The sequence below is a fragment of the Pseudomonas sp. 8209 genome (assembly GCF_028682105.1).
Lineage (GTDB): Bacteria > Pseudomonadota > Gammaproteobacteria > Pseudomonadales > Pseudomonadaceae > Aquipseudomonas > Aquipseudomonas palmensis.
Genome location: NZ_JANIAH010000007.1, coordinates 55,266 through 72,537, shown reverse-complemented (window position 1 = coordinate 72,537; position 17,272 = coordinate 55,266). Strand labels below are relative to the sequence as shown.

Below are 17,272 nucleotides of genomic sequence, written 5' to 3'. Positions count from 1 at the left end.
GCGGGCCCCGCGATGATTTTCGCCTCAAACGTGTTCCTGTTCCTCTACCTGCCGCTGTTCCTGGCGGTGTACTTCCTGGCGCGTGCGCCGTGGCGCTCCACGGTGATCGTCGCCGCCAGCTACATCTTCTATGCCTGGTGGCGCCCGGACTTCCTGCTGCTGTTCGTCGGCATCACCTACTGGAACTACTGGTTCGGCCTGCGCATCAAGGCGCGCCTGGACGCCGGCGACAAGCGCTGGGCGTTCCGCCTGCTGTGGATCGGCATCATCGGCAACCTGTCGACCCTGGGCTATTTCAAGTACGCCAACTTCGGCGCCGAGGTGCTGGGCGCACTGCTGGCGCCGCTGGGCATCAACACCTTCACCCTGGAGACGATCTTCCTGCCGCTGGGCATCTCGTTCTACGTGTTCCATGCCCTGAGCTATATCGTCGACATCTACCGCAAGGACGCCACGCCCACCAACAACTTCATCGACTTCGCCGCATTCGTCGCGCTGTTCCCGCACCTGGTGGCCGGCCCGATCCTGCGCTACAGCCAACTGGCCCCGCAGCTGCGCCAGCGTACCCACTCGCTGGAGATGTTCTCGCTGGGGGTATGCCGGTTCATGCTCGGTTTCATCATGAAGGTGCTGATCGCCGACCAGCTGGCGCCGATCAACGTGCTGTTCATCAGCGAGGGCAGCCTGCAACTGAGCGATGCCTGGTTCGGCCTGGTGGTGTCGACCCTGCAGCTGTACTTCGACTTCGCCGGCTACAGCCACATGGCCCTGGGCCTGGCGCTGATGATGGGTTTTCGCTTCCCGGAGAACTTCAACCAGCCCTATGTCTCGCAGAGCATCACCGAGTTCTGGAGCCGCTGGCACATGACCCTGGCGCACTTTCTGCGCGACTACGTGTACATGCCGCTGGTGCGCAAGCGCATCGCCGGGGCCATGCCGGCGCTGGTGTACACCATGCTGCTGTCGGGGCTGTGGCACGGCGCAAGCTTCGCCTTCATCTGCTGGGGGCTGTTCTTCGGCCTGGGCATGGTGATCGAGCGCAAGTTCAACCTGGCCACCAAGGTCACCACGCCCTACCGCCTGGGGCGCAACCTGCGCACCGGGTTGCTGATCATCCTGAGCATGCCGCTGTTCTTCACCAACGACCTGCGCCACAGCCTGGACATCTACCAGGCGCTGTTCGGCTTCAACGGCCTGGGCTCGCTGGAGCTCTACGTGCTGGGCGCCTCGAAGATGGCCATGTCGTTCGTGGCGGTGGCGCTGTGCTGGCTGATCCTGGCCGGCAGCAACAACGTGCGCTACTACGCCGGCAACAAGCAGCACTTCTTCATGGCCCATGTCGGCGGGCTCAAGGCCGTGCTGCTGTGGGCCGGCTTCGCGCTGGCGCTGAGCAGCCTGGCTGCGCACTCGTTCTCCCCCTTCCTCTACTTCCAGTTCTAGGAGACTGTCATGTACCCGGTGATGAACTCGGCAAGCAAGGTCAACGGCATTCTGTTCTGCCTGGTGCTGGCGGGGATGTTCGTCTACTCCCTGCCGCCGGTTTTCAGTTTCGCGAAAAACCAGAGTGACGCCTGGAACCTGTTCGTCGACGGCAAGCTGCTGCGCAAGTTCGAGCAGGCCTACGACAAGCGCTTCTTCCTGCGTGAGCCCTCGGTGCAGCTGTGGGCCGACGCGCAGTACCTGCTGTTCAGGGAGGGCACCAAGGGCGTGGTACTGGGCAAGGACGGCTGGCTCTATACCTCCCAGGAATATCGTGTGCCCAATGACCTGGAGGCCAACCTGCAAGGCCAGCTGGCACAGATCGACGCCGTGCAGGCGCAACTGGCGCAGCACGGCAAGCGCCTGGTGCTGCTGCCGTTGCCGATGAAGCTGGACATCTATGCCGCGCATGCCGAGCACCCGTTCGATCCGCGCGCCATCAGCCTGTACGACCGCTTCGTGGCGCAGCTGCAGGCACGCAACGTCACGGTGACGCCGCTGCGCTCGGCGTTTCTGGACAACCTCGGCGGCCCACCGCTGTTTCTCAAGTCCGACACCCACTGGAGCCCCGATGGCGCACGCCTGGCCGCCTTCGAACTGGCGCGCCAGCACCCGGAGCTGCTGGGCCAGGAGCGCTATGTGTCGCACCAGGTCGCGCAAAAGACCGTCAAGGGCGACCTGATGAACTACATCCAGTTCGACCAGAGCCGGCTGATGCCGGACTTTGGCGCCAACCAGATCGCCGTGTACGAAACCCTGAAGGCCGAACAGAGCAGCGATGAGCTGTTCGCCGACCAGGCCCAAAGCCTGCTGCTGGTAGGTACCAGCTACAGCAAGATCGACGACTGGAACTTCGTCGGTTTTCTCAAGGAAGCCCTCAACCGTGACCTGCTGAGCATTGCCGTGGAGGCCCGCGGGCCGTTCGAGGCAATGAACCAGTTTCTGGCCAGCGATGAGCTGGGCAACCCTGACATCGACACCGTGGTCTGGGAATTCCCGCTGCGCACCCTGCTGGCCCATCGGGTCAGCGGCCAGCGTCAGATGAACCAGACCCAACACTTCTAAGGAGATACACCATGACCCGTTCGCCACGCCAACTGCTCGCCGCCACCGCCCTGCTGCTGGTCAGCACCGCCAGCCTCGCCAACGACGGCAATGCCGACCTCTACGACGCCGTGGCCCCGGCCGACTCGGCCTTCGTGCGCGTGCTCAACCTGAGCGATCGCAGCATCGACGTGACCCTGAGCGGCAAGGTCAACCCACAGAAGGTCGCCCCCGGCCAGCTCAGCGGCTACCGTTTCACCCCTGCCGGCAGCCACAAGATCGCGGTCGACAAGCAGGCCATCGAGCCGCAGCTCAAGGCCAACGCCGCCAGCACCGTGGTGTATGACGGCAAGGGCCTGACCCTGATCGCCGACAAATACGTCAACGAACCGAAAAAGGCCCAGATCGCCTTCTACAACCTGACCCCCGCGCAGGCCGCCCTCAAGACCTCCGACGGCAAGACCTCGGTCATCGACCCGCTGGGCAAGGACCAGACCGGCAGCCGCCTGGTCAACGAAATCAAGATCGGCTTCGCCGCCTATGTCGATCAGCGCAACGTCGCCCAGTTCGACGACCTGTTCCTCAAGAAAGGCCGCTCGTACAGCTACGTGCTGCTGCCCGCCGCCAATGGCTACAAGAGCATCAGCGTGGCCAACAGCATCGACCCCACGCTGTAACCGCAGGCTGGCCTTGAACACAGGATGATGAACCGCGCATGAAGATCCTTACCTCCCTCGGCCTGATGGCCGTACTCGCTGCCGCCAGCCAGGCCGGCCAGGCCGCCGAGGCGCCCAGCCCCGGCTGCACCAGCCTTGAGTGCATGGTCTGCCCGGCCCTGAGCGATCCGCAGAAATACGCCGAAGGGCGGATGAAACTGATGCGCGAGATCGTCCCGGGCAAGGACCGCTGGCTGTTCCGTTCGGCCGTCGACCTGACCAACGACTTCGGCATCCCCGCGCCCATGCGCCCGGAGTTCGCGCGCCTGATGGCCGCGTTCCGCCAGCAGGGTATCCACGTGGCCATGGCCGTGCAGCCCACCCGCGGGCTGATGCACCGCGACAAGCTCTACCCCGGGCAGTTGCACGGGTTCGACTTCGAGCGCGCCAGCAACAACCTGGCCAGCTACCTGCAGCAGCTGCGCAGCGGCGGCGCGGTGGTGCCCGACCTGATGCAACTGGTGCGCACCCCGCCGGCGGGCGAGTACTTCTTTCGCCGCGACCACCACTGGACCCCCAGCGGTGCCGAGGCCACCGCACGCCTGGTGGCCGATGAGGTGCGCCGCCAGCCGTTCTATGCCGACCTGACCAAGAAGCACTACCGCACCGAGCCCGGCGTGATGGTGCCCAAGGACGGCACCATGAACCTGGCGATGAGCAGCATCTGCGGCAACAACTACGGCTTCCAGTATGTGCGCGGCTACCAGACCATCCCGGTGGCCGACGATGCCGACGCACTGTTCGACGAAGCCCCCGACCCGCAGGTGATCCTGGTGGGCGACAGTAACGCCGCAGCCCGTGAGGACGAGAGCAAGCAGTTCAACTTCGACGGCTACCTCAAGCAGTACCTGGATGTCGACATCCTCAACTACGCCCTGCCCGGCGTTGGCCAGGACGGCTCGCTGCTCGAATACCTGCTGTCCGAGAACTACAAGCCCGACGCACCGCCCAGACTGATCATCTGGGAGCTGCCGGCCAACTACCAGCTGGAGTCCGACCAGATGTACCGCCAGCTGATTCCAGCGGTCAAGGGCGGTTGCAGCACCTCTACACCGGTGCTGGGCAGCCGCCTGCAGCGCCCTGCGCTGCGCGTCAACGACCGCATCGAACTGCTGAGCAACGCCGGCGAAAGCCGCAAGGCACTGGGCAGCGGCCAGGGCTTTCTGGACATCCGCATCAGCGACAAGAACGTCAAGGACTTCTACGTGATCGTGTATTACGACAACGGTGCCCGCGACAAGGTGTGGTTTCGCCGCGAGGCGGCCGTCAGCGGTGGCCAGTACTACCTGGAGCTGAGCAAGGCCAAGGAGTTCGCCGGGGCCAACCTGCTCTCGGTGTTCCTCGAACCGACCAAGCCGAGCCAGGCCGCCACCCAGGTGGAAACCCGTCTATGCCTCTGAAGCCCTGGCTGGTCGCCACCCTGGGCCTGTGCGCCGGGTTGCAGCTGGGCAGCAGCCTGGCCGCGCAATCGATCTGGCCGGCGCGGGCCACCGCCCAGTCGGCGATGATCGCCGACTACCGCACCCTGCAGTGCAGCAAACAGCCGCCGCCACCGTACACCGCCAGCCTGCGCATGCAGAGCAAGTACGACCAGCGCGATGCCAGCAAGTCGACCCTGCGCAGCCGCCCCGATGCCGACACCGAGGCGGCGAGCAAGCAGGTCAAGCAGTTCATCGCCGGGCTGATCTTCGCCAGCAAGCGCTTCCAGCGCGCCAAGACCCCGCAGCAGGCCAACATGGCCCTGGCCTGCCAGGACCAGTGGCTGGAGCACTGGGCGCAGGCCGGTGCCCTGCTCAACCCGGATGCCAGCAGCACCGGCATGGCGGCGCGCAAGTGGGCGGTGGCGGCCATGGCCTCGACGCTGCTGCTGACCCAGGCCGCCAGCAACGGCCAGGTGCAGCTGTCGCCGGCCCAGACGCGCTGGTTCGAACAGCTCGGCGAACTGATCATCCGCGAGTACCAGCCACGCCAGGCCGCCAGCTTCACCTGGTTCAACAACCACGACTACTGGGCCGCCTGGGCCGTGGCCGCCAGCGGCATGCTGGTGCAGCGCGACGACTTCATCCGCTGGGCCGACGGCAATCTGCGTCGCGGCCTGCAGCAGGCGGTGCGCAGCGGGGACGGCAGCTATGCCTACCTGCCGCTGGAAGTGGCGCGTGCCCGGCTTGCCGCCACCTACAGCCAGTACGCGCTGGTGCCGCTGGTGCTGCTGGCCGAGTCGGCGCGGGCCAATGGCCTGCCCTGGAGCGAACACGACCAGCAGACCCTGGAGCTGCTGGGCAACTTCGCCGCACGCACGGTGCTCGACCCCGGCCCGCTGCCCGAACTGATGGGCCAGGCCCAGACCGAGGTAGCCCCCTACAAGCTGGCCTGGCTGATCCCGTTCCTGTACCGCGCGCCCAACAACCGCCTGGCCCGCCAGCTGTACGAAAGCGAGGACGGCAACGTCGACAACTACAGTCAGATCGGCGGCCCGCTCAAGCCCTTCTACCCCCCTTTGCCGTAACCCAAGGACGAATCGCCATGGCCCAGTCTGCCCGCATTTTCCGCTTTACCCGACTGGCCGGCCTGCTGCTGGCCGGCCTCGCCGGCGTGGCCCACGCCGCCCCCCAGGGCCTGCCGATGCAGCAGGCACTGCGCGTGGTCAGTCCCAACGACTACCAGGCGCAGGTGCAACAGGTGCAGGCCAGCACCCGCGAAGCGGTGAGCTTCACCCTGCAGGAACGCCCGCGCCCCGGCGGGCGTGCCACTGTCAGCCTGCAACCGATGTTCTCGGCCCAGGGCGGCAGCTGGCCGTTCGAGCCGTTCGTCAACAACGGCCTGTTCCGCGCCGTGGCCGGCTACCAGGCGCACCACCCGCAGGCGGTGCTGATCCAGGGTGGCAGCATCACCCTGGCGCAGTTGGCCGACACCCTGAACAACCCGCAGGTACTCAAGCGCTACAAGGACGGCTACCTGCTCAGCTACCCGCTGATGATCGCCGCCGATGGCGGGCTGGTGCTGGAGGGCACCAGCCTGTACCTCTACAGCTATTCGGGCACGGCCCTGATCAACCAGGGCTGGCTGGGCCTGAACCAGTCACGCCTGGAAAGCGTGGCCGGCGACAAGGCCGGCAACACCGAGCGCGCCTGGCGCCCGTTCGTGGTGGCCTGGGCCGGCAGCCATACCCAGCTGATCGGCGCCACCCTCAACCGCCTGGGCTACAACGCCAACCTGTCGCGGGGCCTGACCACTGCCCTGAGCAGCCAGCAATCGCCGGCCACCCGGCCGGCCAGCGTGCTGATACGCGACAGCCAGTTCAGCGAGCTGTCGGCGGTGGAGCTGCAGCACAGCCGTGGGGTGATCGAGGGCAGCCGCTTCGAAAGTGCCCAGCAGTATGGCGTGGACGTGCGCGACAGCCAGATGCGCATGGCGCACAACCAGATTCGCGGGGTCGACAACAACAGCGGCATCCGCCTGCGCGGGCAGACCCGCGCCTGGCTCGACGACAACCTGATCCTGGGCACGCACAAGGCCGCCATCGAGGTCAGCGACCAGCAAGGCGCCCTGCTGCTGAGCGGCAACCGCATTGGCGCCAGCCGCGGCAACGGCGTGCTGCTGCGCAACCTCAAGGGCGAGATGCCGGTGCTGATCGAAGGCAACTTCATCGGCAACAGCCAGGGCAGCGCGGTGGACGCCAGCGACGTGGCTGGCGCGGTCATGCTGGAAAACCACATCGGCAACACCCCCGAGTACGCCATCAGCCTGCGCAACACCCAGCCGCTGGCCGGGCCGCTGATTCTGGGCGGCAACACCCTGGGCCGGGTGGGCAAGGCGGTGGTTCGGGTGGAAGGCATGGACCAGGTGCTGCTGGGCAGCAACCGTTTCGAGGGCAAGCCATTGCTGCAGAACCTGCTGATCGGCGACCTGCTGCCGGTGCAGGGCCCCTTGCTCGACGCCACCGTGCGCCAGGGCTGCGTGGTGCAGGTACGCCGGGTGGCCGCCGGTACCCCGCAGCCGGGGCTGACCTGCGTGCAGAGTGCTAGCCGATAACCCGCTGCATGCGCACGAAGCATTCGTCCTCACCCTGCGCGACGAAGCCGTGGCGCAGGTACAGGGCCTGGGCCGGATTGCTCTTGAACACGGTCAGGCGCAGCAGCGGCAGATGGCGCCTGCCGGCCCATTCGGCCAGTTGCTCCAGCACCCAGCCACCGATACCCTTGCCGCGGGCGGCCTCGACCAGGTGCAGTTCGCGGATGTACAGCGCACGGCTGTCCTGGCTGAGGCTGCAGAAGCCCAGGGGCTGTCCGGCGTCGACAATCAGCCATTGCTCGCGCCAGCCCCAGGCCTGGTCGAAGGCTTCCTCCAGCCAGAGCAGATCGAATTCGCGGTAGTACGCCAGCATGGCGCGGCGCGTGAGGTCGCGGGCGAAGGTTCGGTGCAGGTCGGTGGCGGGGGTCAGGGTTGGGGTCATTTGGGTGCCCGTCAGGGGATTTTCGGCGCGGCCATCGCAGGTCAAGCCCGCTGCCACAGGTAAGGCGGGGCCTTGTGGGAGCGGGCTTGACCCGCGATGGCCGTAACGCAGATTCAGAGAGTCACACTTTAGGCCCCAGCTCATCGGCATAGCAAACCGGCGAACTCCCGGGCCCCTGGCGATCCAGCTCATCCTCCAGCCACTGGGCCAGCACCCGCGCATTGTTGTGCTGTTCATCCTTGAACGCGTACACCAGGGTCAGGGTGCCGCCACGGGCCTTGTCCAGCAGCCCCCACCAATGCTGCGGCCGGTCGGCCAGCTCCTGGCGATACCGCTGGCAGAACCCGTCGTAGTCCACCTCACCGCGGTGAAAGGCCTGGCGCAACGCCGACGACGGCGCCACCTCCGGTAGCCAGGCACTCAGGTGCAACTGATCCTTGCGCCGGTTGCGCGGCCACATCCGATCCACCAGCACCCGCTCGCCATCCTGCGGCGCAGGCGCCTCATAGGCCCGTTTGCACTGAATCATCGGCACGTTCCTCCCACTGCCTGGGTACAAGCGTAGCTGGGCAACCCGCGTTTTTGTTGATCGAAGTCACTATGCCATCACTCAGGGTTTTTATCCTTGATGCGCCAGGCACGACTTCCACCCTACCGGACCCGTCTAATGACAACCCCGATCAGCACCACCCTTGACTCCGCGGGTGGCCGCCCCTCCCTTGCACAACTGGCCACCCGCCCCGGCCGCGCCTCCGTCACCCTGTTCGTCTGCCTGTTGCTGGGGGGCCTGGTGTACACCGCCTGGAGCCTGTTCCGCGACATCGATGCCGCCGGTACCGTGGTCACCACCTGGACGCCCTTCCTGCTACTGGGCCTGGCACTGCTGATTGCCCTGGGTTTCGAATTCGTCAACGGTTTCCACGACACCGCCAACGCCGTGGCCACCGTGATCTACACCAACTCGCTGCCGGCGCAGTTCGCCGTGGTGTGGTCGGGGTGCTGGAATTTCATCGGGGTGCTGCTGTCCAGCGGCGCGGTGGCCTTCGGCATCATTGCCCTGCTGCCGGTGGAGCTGATCCTGCAGGTGGGTTCGGCCACCGGCTTTGCCATGGTCTTCGCCCTGCTGCTGGCCGCGATCATCTGGAACCTGGGCACCTGGTGGCTGGGGCTGCCGGCCTCCTCCTCGCACACCCTGATCGGCTCGATCATCGGCGTGGGCGTGGCCAATGCGCTGATGAACGGGCGCGACGGCACCAGCGGCGTGGACTGGACCCAGGCCAGCAAGGTGGGCTACGCGCTGCTGTTCTCGCCCCTGGTGGGCTTTGCCTGTGCGGCGCTGCTGCTGGTGGGCCTGCGCATGCTGGTCAAGCGCCGCGAGCTGTACCAGGCGCCGGTCGGCGACGCCCCGCCGCCCTGGTGGATTCGCGGCCTGCTGATCGCCACCTGCACCGGGGTGTCGTTCGCCCACGGCTCCAACGACGGGCAGAAGGGCATGGGCCTGATCATGCTGATTCTGGTGGGTACCCTGCCGATGGCCTACGCGCTTAACCGCACCATGCCGGCCGACCAGTCGCTGCAGTTTGCCGCCGTGGCCCAGGCCACCCAGCAGCAGTTGCTCGGCCAGTCGGCGCAGCCTCATGTCGGCGACCCGCGCGCCACCCTCACCCTGTACCTGCGCGAGCGGCAACCGAGCGCCGAGCTGGTACCGGCCCTGGCGGCACTGGCCGGCCTGATCGGCGCGGAAGTCGCAGGCTACGGCTCGCTGACCCACGTACCGGCCGAGGCCATGGCCAACGTGCGCAACGACATGTACCTGACCAGCGAAGCCATCCGCCTGATGCAAAAGCACCAGCACGGCGGGCTCGACGCGGCCGCCACCGCGCAGGTGCAGTTGTTCAAGAGCCGCATCGACGACGCCACCCGGTTCATTCCGTTGTGGGTCAAGGTGGCGGTGGCGATTGCCCTGGGGCTGGGCACGATGGTCGGCTGGCGGCGCATCGTGGTCACGGTGGGCGAAAAGATCGGCAAGACCCACCTCACCTACGCCCAGGGGGCTTCGGCGGAGCTGGTGGCGATGTGCACCATCGGTGCGGCGGACATGTACGGGCTGCCGGTGTCGACCACCCACGTGCTGTCGTCCGGGGTGGCCGGCACCATGGTGGCCAACGGTTCGGGCCTGCAATTGCGCACCATCGCCAACCTGGCGATGGCCTGGGTACTGACCCTGCCCGCAGCGATCATGCTGTCGGGCGGGCTGTACTGGCTGCTGACCCGGCTGCTGTAGGCCTCAGCGCTGGCCGACGGCAGCATTGCCGTGGGAGATGATCACTTCGACGCGGCGGTTGAGCTGACGCGACTGCGCGTCGGCGTTGGAGGCCACCGGGTACTCCTTGCCATAGCCGGCACTGATGATGCGCCCGGCATCCACCCCGTTGCGGCGCAGGGCGTTGGTCACAGCCGCTGCGCGACGCTCTGACAGCTGCTGGTTGAGGCTGTCGCTGCCGGTCGAGTCGGTGAAGCCCTCGACCCGCACCTTGCGCTCCGGGTTGGCACGCAGGTACTCGGCCAACTGGTCGATGTTGCGCTGGCTGCCAGCCTTGAGTTCGGCACGCCCGGTGTCGAACAGTACATCGCCGAAGGTCACCACGGTGCCACGCTCGGTCTGCTTGGCCTTGAGCTGCTGCAGGGCCTTGAGCTGCGCGGTACGCACGTCCAGGCGGGCCTGGGTGCGCTGCGCCTCGATGCCCTGCAGGCCGGCTTCGGCCTGGCGCAGGGCAATGGTCTGCTCGGCGACGGCGATCTTCTGGTTGGCCAGGTAGGCCAGTTGCTCGATCTGCGGGGCCTTGCGGTCCTTGATCGAAGCCAGCTCGGCCTTGCCCAGGGCATTGAACGCATCCTTGGTTTCCAGTGCCGCCAGGCGGCTGGACTCCGGCTTGCTCTGCAACACGCTGAAGTGCTCGCGGGCTTGCAGCAGGCCAGGGTTTTCGGCGGTAGTGCTGCAACCGGCGAGCAACAGGCCCATCACGGAAACGGCAGGCAACAGGTATTTGACGGACATGACGGGCATCCTTACGGCGTGATCGTGGGGGTGATGGCGTCGGGCGACTGGAGCATTTCCTGCTTCAGCACTTCAATGCCCTGCTGCGCGCTGCGCAGTTGCTGCTGGGCCTTGGCGGCACGCGCCTTGCGCTCGGCCAGGTTGGCATCGGCCTCGGCCTGCTCGGCCAGGGTGCGGGCCGCGACAAGGTTCCGTTCGCCCAGGGCGCGTTCGACGGCGTACAGCTTGTCCTGGGCGGCCTTCATTTCGGCTGGCGCGTACTGGGTGGCGTCGGCGGTCACGGCGCGGCTGACCGCGTTGCGGGTCAGTTCGACCTGCTCGGTGGGCACGGGCACGCCGGCACAACCGGCCAGCACCATCAGCAGGCTGCTGGCGGCCAGGTAATTCGTGGTGCGTTTAGCAACCATTGAAAGACTCCATAACATGAGAAAGACAGACCGTTGTTCAAGCCGCGTAAGACTATTCCCGGTCATGCCCCGCCCCTATCAGGGGGCATCCTGCTGTCAGGTAGGAAACTTCTCCGGCATTGCCACGATTCGTGCCTGCCCTTCGTCAGTGCGCAGTGAACCTGACGGGCAAAAAATGGTCTGTGGGTTTCATTTTTTCCGTTTTCAAGAAGATCACCATGCCCCCATCTTTTCAGCTTCGCGCACGGCGCTCTCTTATCCCCGGCCTGCTCGGCAGCCTGGTCATTCTGTGTGGCCCGGCCCACGCCGAGGAAGGCAGCGGCAATGAACGCTGGGTCAGCGACAGCCTCAGCACCTACGTGCGCAGCGGCCCTACCGACGGGCACCGGATCGTCGGCAACCTCAAATCCGGCCAGAAGGTCACCCTGCTGACCAGCCAGGGCAACTACAGCCAGGTACGTGGCGAGTCGGGCGATACCGTGTGGATCAACAGCAGCGACCTGCAGACGGTGCCCGGCCAGGCCGAGCGCGTGCCGCAACTGAGCGAACAGGTGACCCAGTTGAGCGAGCAACTCAAGACCATCGACGACAGCTGGAAGACCCGGGTGCAGGGCATGCAGGAGACACTGGATTCACGCAAGGCGCTGATCGACGAACTGGAGGCGCGCAGCACCGCGCTCAATGCCGAGCTGGGCGATGCGCAATCGCAACTGCGCGCTACCCAGGCGCAGCTGGGCGACGAGAACAAGCAGGTGCTGATGCGCTACATGGTGTACGGCGGCGGCATTGCCGGGGCCGGCTTGCTGGCGGGGCTGATCCTGCCGATGCTCAGCCGCGGGCGCAAGCGCAGCGACCGCTGGTTCTGAGGGCCCGGCCTTCGCCCGCAGGGTGCAGGCGCCAGCCTTGCTGGCGAAGGCCGTCCCACTATTGCCCCGCCCTTCCCCCAGCCAGCGCATAGGGCCCCTGCGCCAGTTGCTCACGCAGAAACGCCACGCAACTGCGCACCTTGGCCGAACTTGACGAGCGCACCGCCGTCACCGCCCAGATGTCCGCCGGCTGGTGATACCCCGGCAGCACCTGCACCAGCGCCCCGCTGGTCAGGCTGGCCGCCACGTCCCAGCGCGATGCCATGATGATGCCGTGCCCGTCATGGGCCCACTGGCGCACGATGTCGCTGTGGTTGGAGGCCATCGGCCCGGTCACCTTCACCGTCTCGGCGCCATTGGGCCCCACCAGGCGCCATACCCCGAAACGGTCGTCGCGGCTGCGAAACAGCAGGCAGTCATGCTGCGCCAGGTCGGCCGGCACCCGCGGCTGGCCGCGCCGCGCCAGGTAGTCCGGGGCGGCCGCCAGCACCCGCGAGCTGCTGGCGATGCGGTGCGCGATCAGGTGTTTTTCCTGCACCTCGCCCACCCGCACATCGATATCGAAGTTGTCGGCAATCAGGTCCACGCGCCGGTCCAGCAGCTCCACCCACACCTCCAGCGCCGGGTACTGGCGCCGCAGCAGCGACAGGATCGGCGCCACGTGCTCGCGCCCCAGGCGCAGGCTGGTGCACACGCGCAAGGTGCCTTGCGGCTCGCGCTGCCCGCCGGACAACGCATCGAACATCGCGCCCACGTCCTCGAGGATCTTCTGCGCCCACACGAACGTCGCCTCGCCATCGCTGGTGATGTTGACCCGCCGCGTGGTGCGGTTGAACAGCTTGACCCCGAGCATCGTCTCCAGGGTGGCGATGCGCTTGCTCACATGCGCCGGCGACAGCCCGGTCTCGGTGGCTGCCGCGATGAAGCTGGAGCGCCGCGCCACCTCGCAGAACAACTGAAGGTCACGCAGCAACGGCTCATTATTCGCTATCAGCGCATTCTGATTCTTCATCTGGCCCGATTATCTCCTGGCGCTTTTTTATTAGCCTCTCACAAACGCGCTTCGACCCAGAACAAGAAAGTGAGAACCATGACTGCATTACGCCTTGCCGTGGCCGGGGCCGGCCTGATCGGCCGCCGCCATATCGAACTGATCCAGGCCAGCGCCGAGTGCCAGCTGGCCGCCATCGTCGACCCCTCGCCCGCCGCCGCCGAACTGGCCAACGCCTGCGGCGTACCGTTGTACCCGGGGCTGGCCGAACTGTTCGGCGCGCAGCGCCCGGACGGGGTGATCCTGGCCACGCCCAACCACCTGCATGTCGACGGCGCACTGGCCTGCGTGGAGCACGGCATACCGGCACTGATCGAAAAGCCGGTGGCGCATACCCTGGAAGACGGCAAGCGCCTGCTGGCCATCGCCGAGCAGCGTGATGCACGCCTGCTGGTGGGCCACCACCGCGCCCACAGTGCGATCCTGCACAAGGCCCGCGAAGTGATTGCCGAAGGGGTACTGGGCAACCTGGTGGCGGTGATGGGCAGCGCGCTGTTCTACAAGCCCGACGACTACTTCGACACCGCCCCCTGGCGCCGCGAGGCCGGCGGCGGCCCGGTGCTGATCAACCTGATCCACGAGATCGGCAACCTGCGTTCGCTGTGCGGCGAGATCGTCGCGGTGCAGGCCCAGGCGTCCAACGCCACCCGCGGCTTTGCCGTGGAAGACAGCATCGCCATCAGCCTGCGCTTTGCCAGCGGCGCGCTGGGCACCTTCATGCTCTCCGACACCGCCGCCTGCGCGCGCAGCTGGGAGCAGACCGCCCGCGAGAACCTCGACTACCCAAGCTACGCCGACGAAGACTGCTACGTACTGGCCGGCACCCAGGGCTCGCTGTCGATACCGACCATGCGCCTCAAGTACTACGCCCGCGACGAGCAGCGCTCGTGGTGGCGGCCGTTCCAGTGCGCCACCGCCAGCCTCGACGAGGCCGACCCGCTGGCCCGCCAGCTGGCGCACTTCTGCCAGGTGATCCGTGGCCAGGCCCGGCCGCTGGTGAGCGTGCGCGACGGCCTGCGCAACCTGCAGGTCATCGACGCCATTGGCCAAGCCGCCCGCTGCGGCCACACGGTAATGATCGACAGCCTCTGAACATCGGTGCCCCGGCACTGCGCCGGGACGCCTGCGTGCCCCCAATAAAAACAACAAACGGAGAATTGCGATGGCCACACATGACGCCGCGCACAGTGCGCGCCAAACCCGCAAAGCCACCGCCAGCGGTTGGGTGGGCTCTGCGCTGGAGTACTACGACTTCTTCATCTATGCCCAGGCCGCGGCGCTGATCTTCCCGCAGATCTTCTTCCCCAGCACCGACCCCAAGCTGGCCATCTTCGCCTCCCTGGCCACCTATGGCGTGGGCTACCTGGCGCGCCCGGTCGGGGCCTTCGTGCTCGGCCACTGGGGCGACACCCGCGGGCGCAAGAACGTGTTGCTGCTGTGCATGTTTCTGATGGGCATCGCGACCATGGCCGTGGGCCTGCTGCCGACCTTCGAGCAGATCGGTTACTGGGCGCCGGCGTTGCTGGTGGTGCTGCGCCTGGTGCAGGGCTTTGCGGTGGCCGGCGAGATCGCCGGGGCCAGCTCGATGATTCTCGAACACGCACCGCCCGGGCGCCGCGGCTTCTTTGCCAGCTTCACCCTGCAGGGCGTACAGGCCGGCCAGGTGATGGCAGCGGCGGTGTTCCTGCCGCTGGCGTACTTCATGCCCAGCGACGCCTTCAACAGCTGGGGCTGGCGCATCCCGTTCCTGCTCAGCGCCGCGGTGCTGATCGCCGCCTACATCATTCGCCGCGAGGTCAAGGAGCCCGAGGCCTTCAAGGTGGCCGCCAAGCAGACCGCGCGCTCGCCGATCCGCGATGCCTTCACCTACAGCTGGCGCGGCATGCTGGTGGTGTTCGGCGTGTCGCTGATGAACGTGATCCCGGTGGTGACCACCATCTTCGGCGCCGCCTACGCGGTGCAGCCGGCCTATGGCGTGGGCTTCGACAAGAGCGTGTACCTGTGGATTCCGGTGGTGGGCAACATCGTCGCGGTGCTGGTGATCCCGTTTGTGGGCAACCTCTCCGACCGCATCGGCCGGCGCCCGCTGATCATCGGCAGCGCATTGGGCTGCGGGCTGATGTCGTTCGTCTACCTGTATGCCATCAGCCTGCACAACCTGCCGCTGGCGTTCGGCGCCTCGCTGCTGATGTGGGGCATGGTCTACCAGGGCTACAACGCGATCTTCCCAAGCTTCTTCCCCGAACAGTTCCAGACTCACTACCGCGTGTCGGCCATGGCCATCGCGCAGAACGTCGGCTACATGATCACCGCCCTGCTTCCGGCGCTGTTCACCGCCGTGGCCCCGCCCGGCTCGAACAACGTGCCGCTGCTGATCGGCGCCATCACCTGCGCGGTCACCGCCATTTCGGCCGTGGCTGCCTGGAGCGCTCCGGAAACCTACCGCACGCCCCTGGACCAGCTCGGCAAGCCGGACGCCGTGGCCCTGGACAAACCCGTGTATGACGCGCTGCGGGCCAAGGCCCTGCGCACCACCCCTGCTACGGAAACCGCCCAATGAAGACCCTGCTCGTGCTCAATGGCCCCAACCTCAACATGCTCGGCCTGCGCCAGCCCGAGGTGTACGGCCGCGAAACCCTGGCCGATGTGCAGGCGCTGTGCCACAGCGCCGGCCAACACCTGGACCTGGACATCGAGTTCCACCAGACCAACCACGAGGGCCAGATGATCGACTGGATTCACCAGGCCCGTGGCCGCGTGGCCGGCATCGTGATCAACCCCGGTGCCTGGACCCATACCTCGGTGGCGATCCACGACGCGCTGATCGCCGCCGAGGTGCCGGTGATCGAGGTGCACATTTCCAACGTGCACAAGCGTGAAGCCTTCCGCCACCACTCCTATGTGTCGCTGGTGGCCCAGGCGGTACTGGCCGGGTTCGGCACCCATGGCTACGTGCTGGCTATCAACCACTTCGCCCACCTGCAGCGCACCGCGCAAGGAGCCGCGCAATGAAAACCGTAGCCAACCCCAGCCAGCGCCTGCGCCTGGGCTTTGTCGGTGGCGGCCTGGAGTCGTCGATCGGCGCCACCCACCGCTACGCCGCGCAACTGGACGGGCACTTCGAACTGGTGGCCGGGGTCTTCGCCCGCGACCCGGCACGCAACCGCGCCGCTGCCCAGGCCTACGGCGTAGCGCCGGAGCGGGTGTACCCGGACTTCCAGCGCATGGCCGTGGCCGAAGCCGCGCGCGCCGATGGCGTGCGGGCGGTGGCGATCATGGCGCCCAACGCGGTGCACGTGCCGGCCAGCCTGGCGTTTCTCGACCAGGGCATCGACGTGATCTGCGACAAGCCGCTGGCCTCGAGCCTGGCCGAGGCGCAGCAACTGCTTGAACGCGCACGCAAGGGCCCGGCGCTGCACCTGCTGACCCACAACTACAGTGGCTACCCATTGGTGCGCGAAGCCCGCGAGCTGATCGCGCGCGGCGCCATCGGCGAGGTGCGCCTGGTGCAGGTGGAACACGCCAGCGCCTTCGGCACCCACCCGCTGGAGCAGCAAGGGGTCAAGGCGCTGGCCTGGCGCACCGACCCGGCCCAGGCCGGGGCCTCATCGGTGCTGGCGGATGTGGGCGTGCATGCCCACCAGTTGCTGCGCTTTGTCACCGGGCAGGAGGTCAGCGAAGTGTCGGCCGAGCTGAGCACCCTGGTGCCGGGGCGCCAGTCGGACGACAACGCACACGTGAAGCTGCGCCTGCAGAATGGCGCGCGCGGCATGCTGTGGGCCAGCTTCGTGGCGGCCGGGCACCGGCATGGCCTGCAGTTGCGCGTGTTCGGCTCCACCGGATCGCTGTACTGGAATCAAGAGGAACCCGACCGGCTGGAGCTGCGTCATCAGGACCAGCCGCACCAGATCCTGCGCCGTGGCGAGGCCTGGCTGAGCGAGTCGGCCAGGTTGTCGACGCGAATCAAGGCGGGCCAGCCGGAGGGGCTGCTGGAGGCGTTCGCCAACATCTACAGCGAGGCGGCCGAGCGGATCATGGCGCGCCGCGAGCACCGTGCGCCGAGCGCGCAGTCGCTGCTGTGCCCGACGGCCGAGGATGGGGTACGCGGCATGCGCTTCATTGATGCCTGCGTGCGCTCGGATGCGGCGGATGGGCGCTGGACGCAGGCCTGAACGCCAGAAGCTGCACTTATGCAGGC

At 66.9% G+C, this 17,272-nt stretch carries 17 protein-coding genes; 12 read left to right on the top strand and 5 right to left on the bottom strand.

The features are described from left to right. Positions 1-12: 12 nt before the first annotated feature. The 6 genes from NP552_RS16655 to NP552_RS16630 are packed head-to-tail and all read left to right on the top strand — an operon-like array spanning position 13 to position 7,271. The gene (locus NP552_RS16655) at positions 13-1,440 is read left to right on the top strand and encodes an MBOAT family O-acyltransferase (protein ID WP_043860260.1); all 1,428 of its coding nucleotides are present in this window, start codon (positions 13-15) and stop codon (positions 1,438-1,440) included. A 9-nt stretch (positions 1,441-1,449) separates the two neighbouring features. Beyond that, positions 1,450-2,544 carry an alginate O-acetyltransferase gene (locus NP552_RS16650; protein WP_043860259.1) on the top strand — a complete coding sequence of 365 codons (1,095 nt, stop codon included), beginning with the start codon at positions 1,450-1,452 and terminating at the stop codon, positions 2,542-2,544. Positions 2,545-2,555: 11 nt separating this feature from the next. Further along, complete coding sequence (locus NP552_RS16645) at positions 2,556-3,200, top strand: alginate O-acetyltransferase AlgF (protein WP_043860258.1); 645 nt, start codon at positions 2,556-2,558, stop codon at positions 3,198-3,200. 38 nt (positions 3,201-3,238) lie between these two features. Continuing rightward, positions 3,239-4,639, top strand: a complete 1,401-nt coding sequence (locus NP552_RS16640; RefSeq protein ID WP_274096931.1) for an alginate O-acetyltransferase AlgX-related protein — start codon at positions 3,239-3,241, stop codon at positions 4,637-4,639. Next, entirely contained in the window at positions 4,630-5,745 is a 1,116-nt protein-coding gene (locus NP552_RS16635; protein WP_043860256.1) for a polysaccharide lyase, read from the top strand. Before NP552_RS16640 ends, NP552_RS16635 begins: the two co-directional genes overlap by 10 nt. A gap of 17 nt (positions 5,746-5,762) precedes the next feature. Next, positions 5,763-7,271: a right-handed parallel beta-helix repeat-containing protein gene (locus tag NP552_RS16630; RefSeq protein ID WP_274096930.1), complete on the top strand. Its 1,509-nt coding sequence runs from the start codon at positions 5,763-5,765 to the stop codon at positions 7,269-7,271. On the opposite strand, the gene NP552_RS16625 is transcribed toward NP552_RS16630, so the two are convergent. Then, positions 7,261-7,692, bottom strand: a complete 432-nt coding sequence (locus NP552_RS16625; RefSeq protein ID WP_054916520.1) for a GNAT family N-acetyltransferase — start codon at positions 7,690-7,692, stop codon at positions 7,261-7,263. The two genes, NP552_RS16630 and NP552_RS16625, sit on opposite strands and share 11 nt — an antisense overlap. A gap of 121 nt (positions 7,693-7,813) precedes the next feature. Next, a complete protein-coding gene (locus tag NP552_RS16620; RefSeq protein ID WP_054916493.1) occupies positions 7,814-8,221 on the bottom strand; it encodes a DUF488 domain-containing protein in 408 nt (135 codons plus the stop codon). A 138-nt stretch (positions 8,222-8,359) separates the two neighbouring features. Between NP552_RS16620 and NP552_RS16615 the strand changes: the two genes are divergently transcribed. Next, the gene (locus NP552_RS16615; protein ID WP_078481067.1) at positions 8,360-9,976 is read left to right on the top strand and encodes an inorganic phosphate transporter; all 1,617 of its coding nucleotides are present in this window, start codon (positions 8,360-8,362) and stop codon (positions 9,974-9,976) included. Between the two features lie 3 nt (positions 9,977-9,979). Here the strand turns inward: NP552_RS16615 and NP552_RS16610 are convergent, their stop codons facing one another. Both NP552_RS16610 and NP552_RS16605 read right to left on the bottom strand, forming a co-directional pair. Continuing rightward, entirely contained in the window at positions 9,980-10,750 is a 771-nt protein-coding gene (locus NP552_RS16610) for an OmpA family protein (RefSeq protein ID WP_043861092.1), read from the bottom strand. An 11-nt stretch (positions 10,751-10,761) separates the two neighbouring features. Next, complete coding sequence (locus NP552_RS16605; protein ID WP_052504235.1) at positions 10,762-11,157, bottom strand: DUF4398 domain-containing protein; 396 nt, start codon at positions 11,155-11,157, stop codon at positions 10,762-10,764. A gap of 218 nt (positions 11,158-11,375) precedes the next feature. Here NP552_RS16605 and NP552_RS16600 point away from each other — a divergent pair, with 218 nt between their 5' ends. Further along, positions 11,376-12,023 carry a TIGR04211 family SH3 domain-containing protein gene (locus NP552_RS16600; RefSeq protein WP_043861144.1) on the top strand — a complete coding sequence of 216 codons (648 nt, stop codon included), beginning with the start codon at positions 11,376-11,378 and terminating at the stop codon, positions 12,021-12,023. A gap of 58 nt (positions 12,024-12,081) precedes the next feature. Here NP552_RS16600 and NP552_RS16595 read toward each other — a convergent pair whose 3' ends face one another. Further along, a complete protein-coding gene (locus tag NP552_RS16595; protein ID WP_043861094.1) occupies positions 12,082-13,035 on the bottom strand; it encodes a LysR family transcriptional regulator in 954 nt (317 codons plus the stop codon). Between the two features lie 78 nt (positions 13,036-13,113). Here NP552_RS16595 and NP552_RS16590 point away from each other — a divergent pair, with 78 nt between their 5' ends. The 4 genes from NP552_RS16590 (at position 13,114) to NP552_RS16575 (ending at position 17,246) form a co-directional block, all read left to right on the top strand. Further along, the gene (locus NP552_RS16590; protein WP_274096929.1) at positions 13,114-14,166 is read left to right on the top strand and encodes a Gfo/Idh/MocA family protein; all 1,053 of its coding nucleotides are present in this window, start codon (positions 13,114-13,116) and stop codon (positions 14,164-14,166) included. Positions 14,167-14,236: 70 nt separating this feature from the next. After that, a complete protein-coding gene (locus NP552_RS16585; RefSeq protein WP_043861096.1) occupies positions 14,237-15,634 on the top strand; it encodes an MFS transporter in 1,398 nt (465 codons plus the stop codon). Then, positions 15,631-16,086 carry a type II 3-dehydroquinate dehydratase gene (aroQ, locus tag NP552_RS16580; protein WP_229590242.1) on the top strand — a complete coding sequence of 152 codons (456 nt, stop codon included), beginning with the start codon at positions 15,631-15,633 and terminating at the stop codon, positions 16,084-16,086. Before NP552_RS16585 ends, aroQ begins: the two co-directional genes overlap by 4 nt. Further along, on the top strand, positions 16,083-17,246 hold the full coding sequence (locus tag NP552_RS16575; protein ID WP_274096928.1) for a Gfo/Idh/MocA family protein: 1,164 nt from the start codon (positions 16,083-16,085) through the stop codon (positions 17,244-17,246). The genes aroQ and NP552_RS16575 overlap by 4 nt, the downstream gene beginning before the upstream one ends. Positions 17,247-17,272 lie beyond the last annotated feature (26 nt).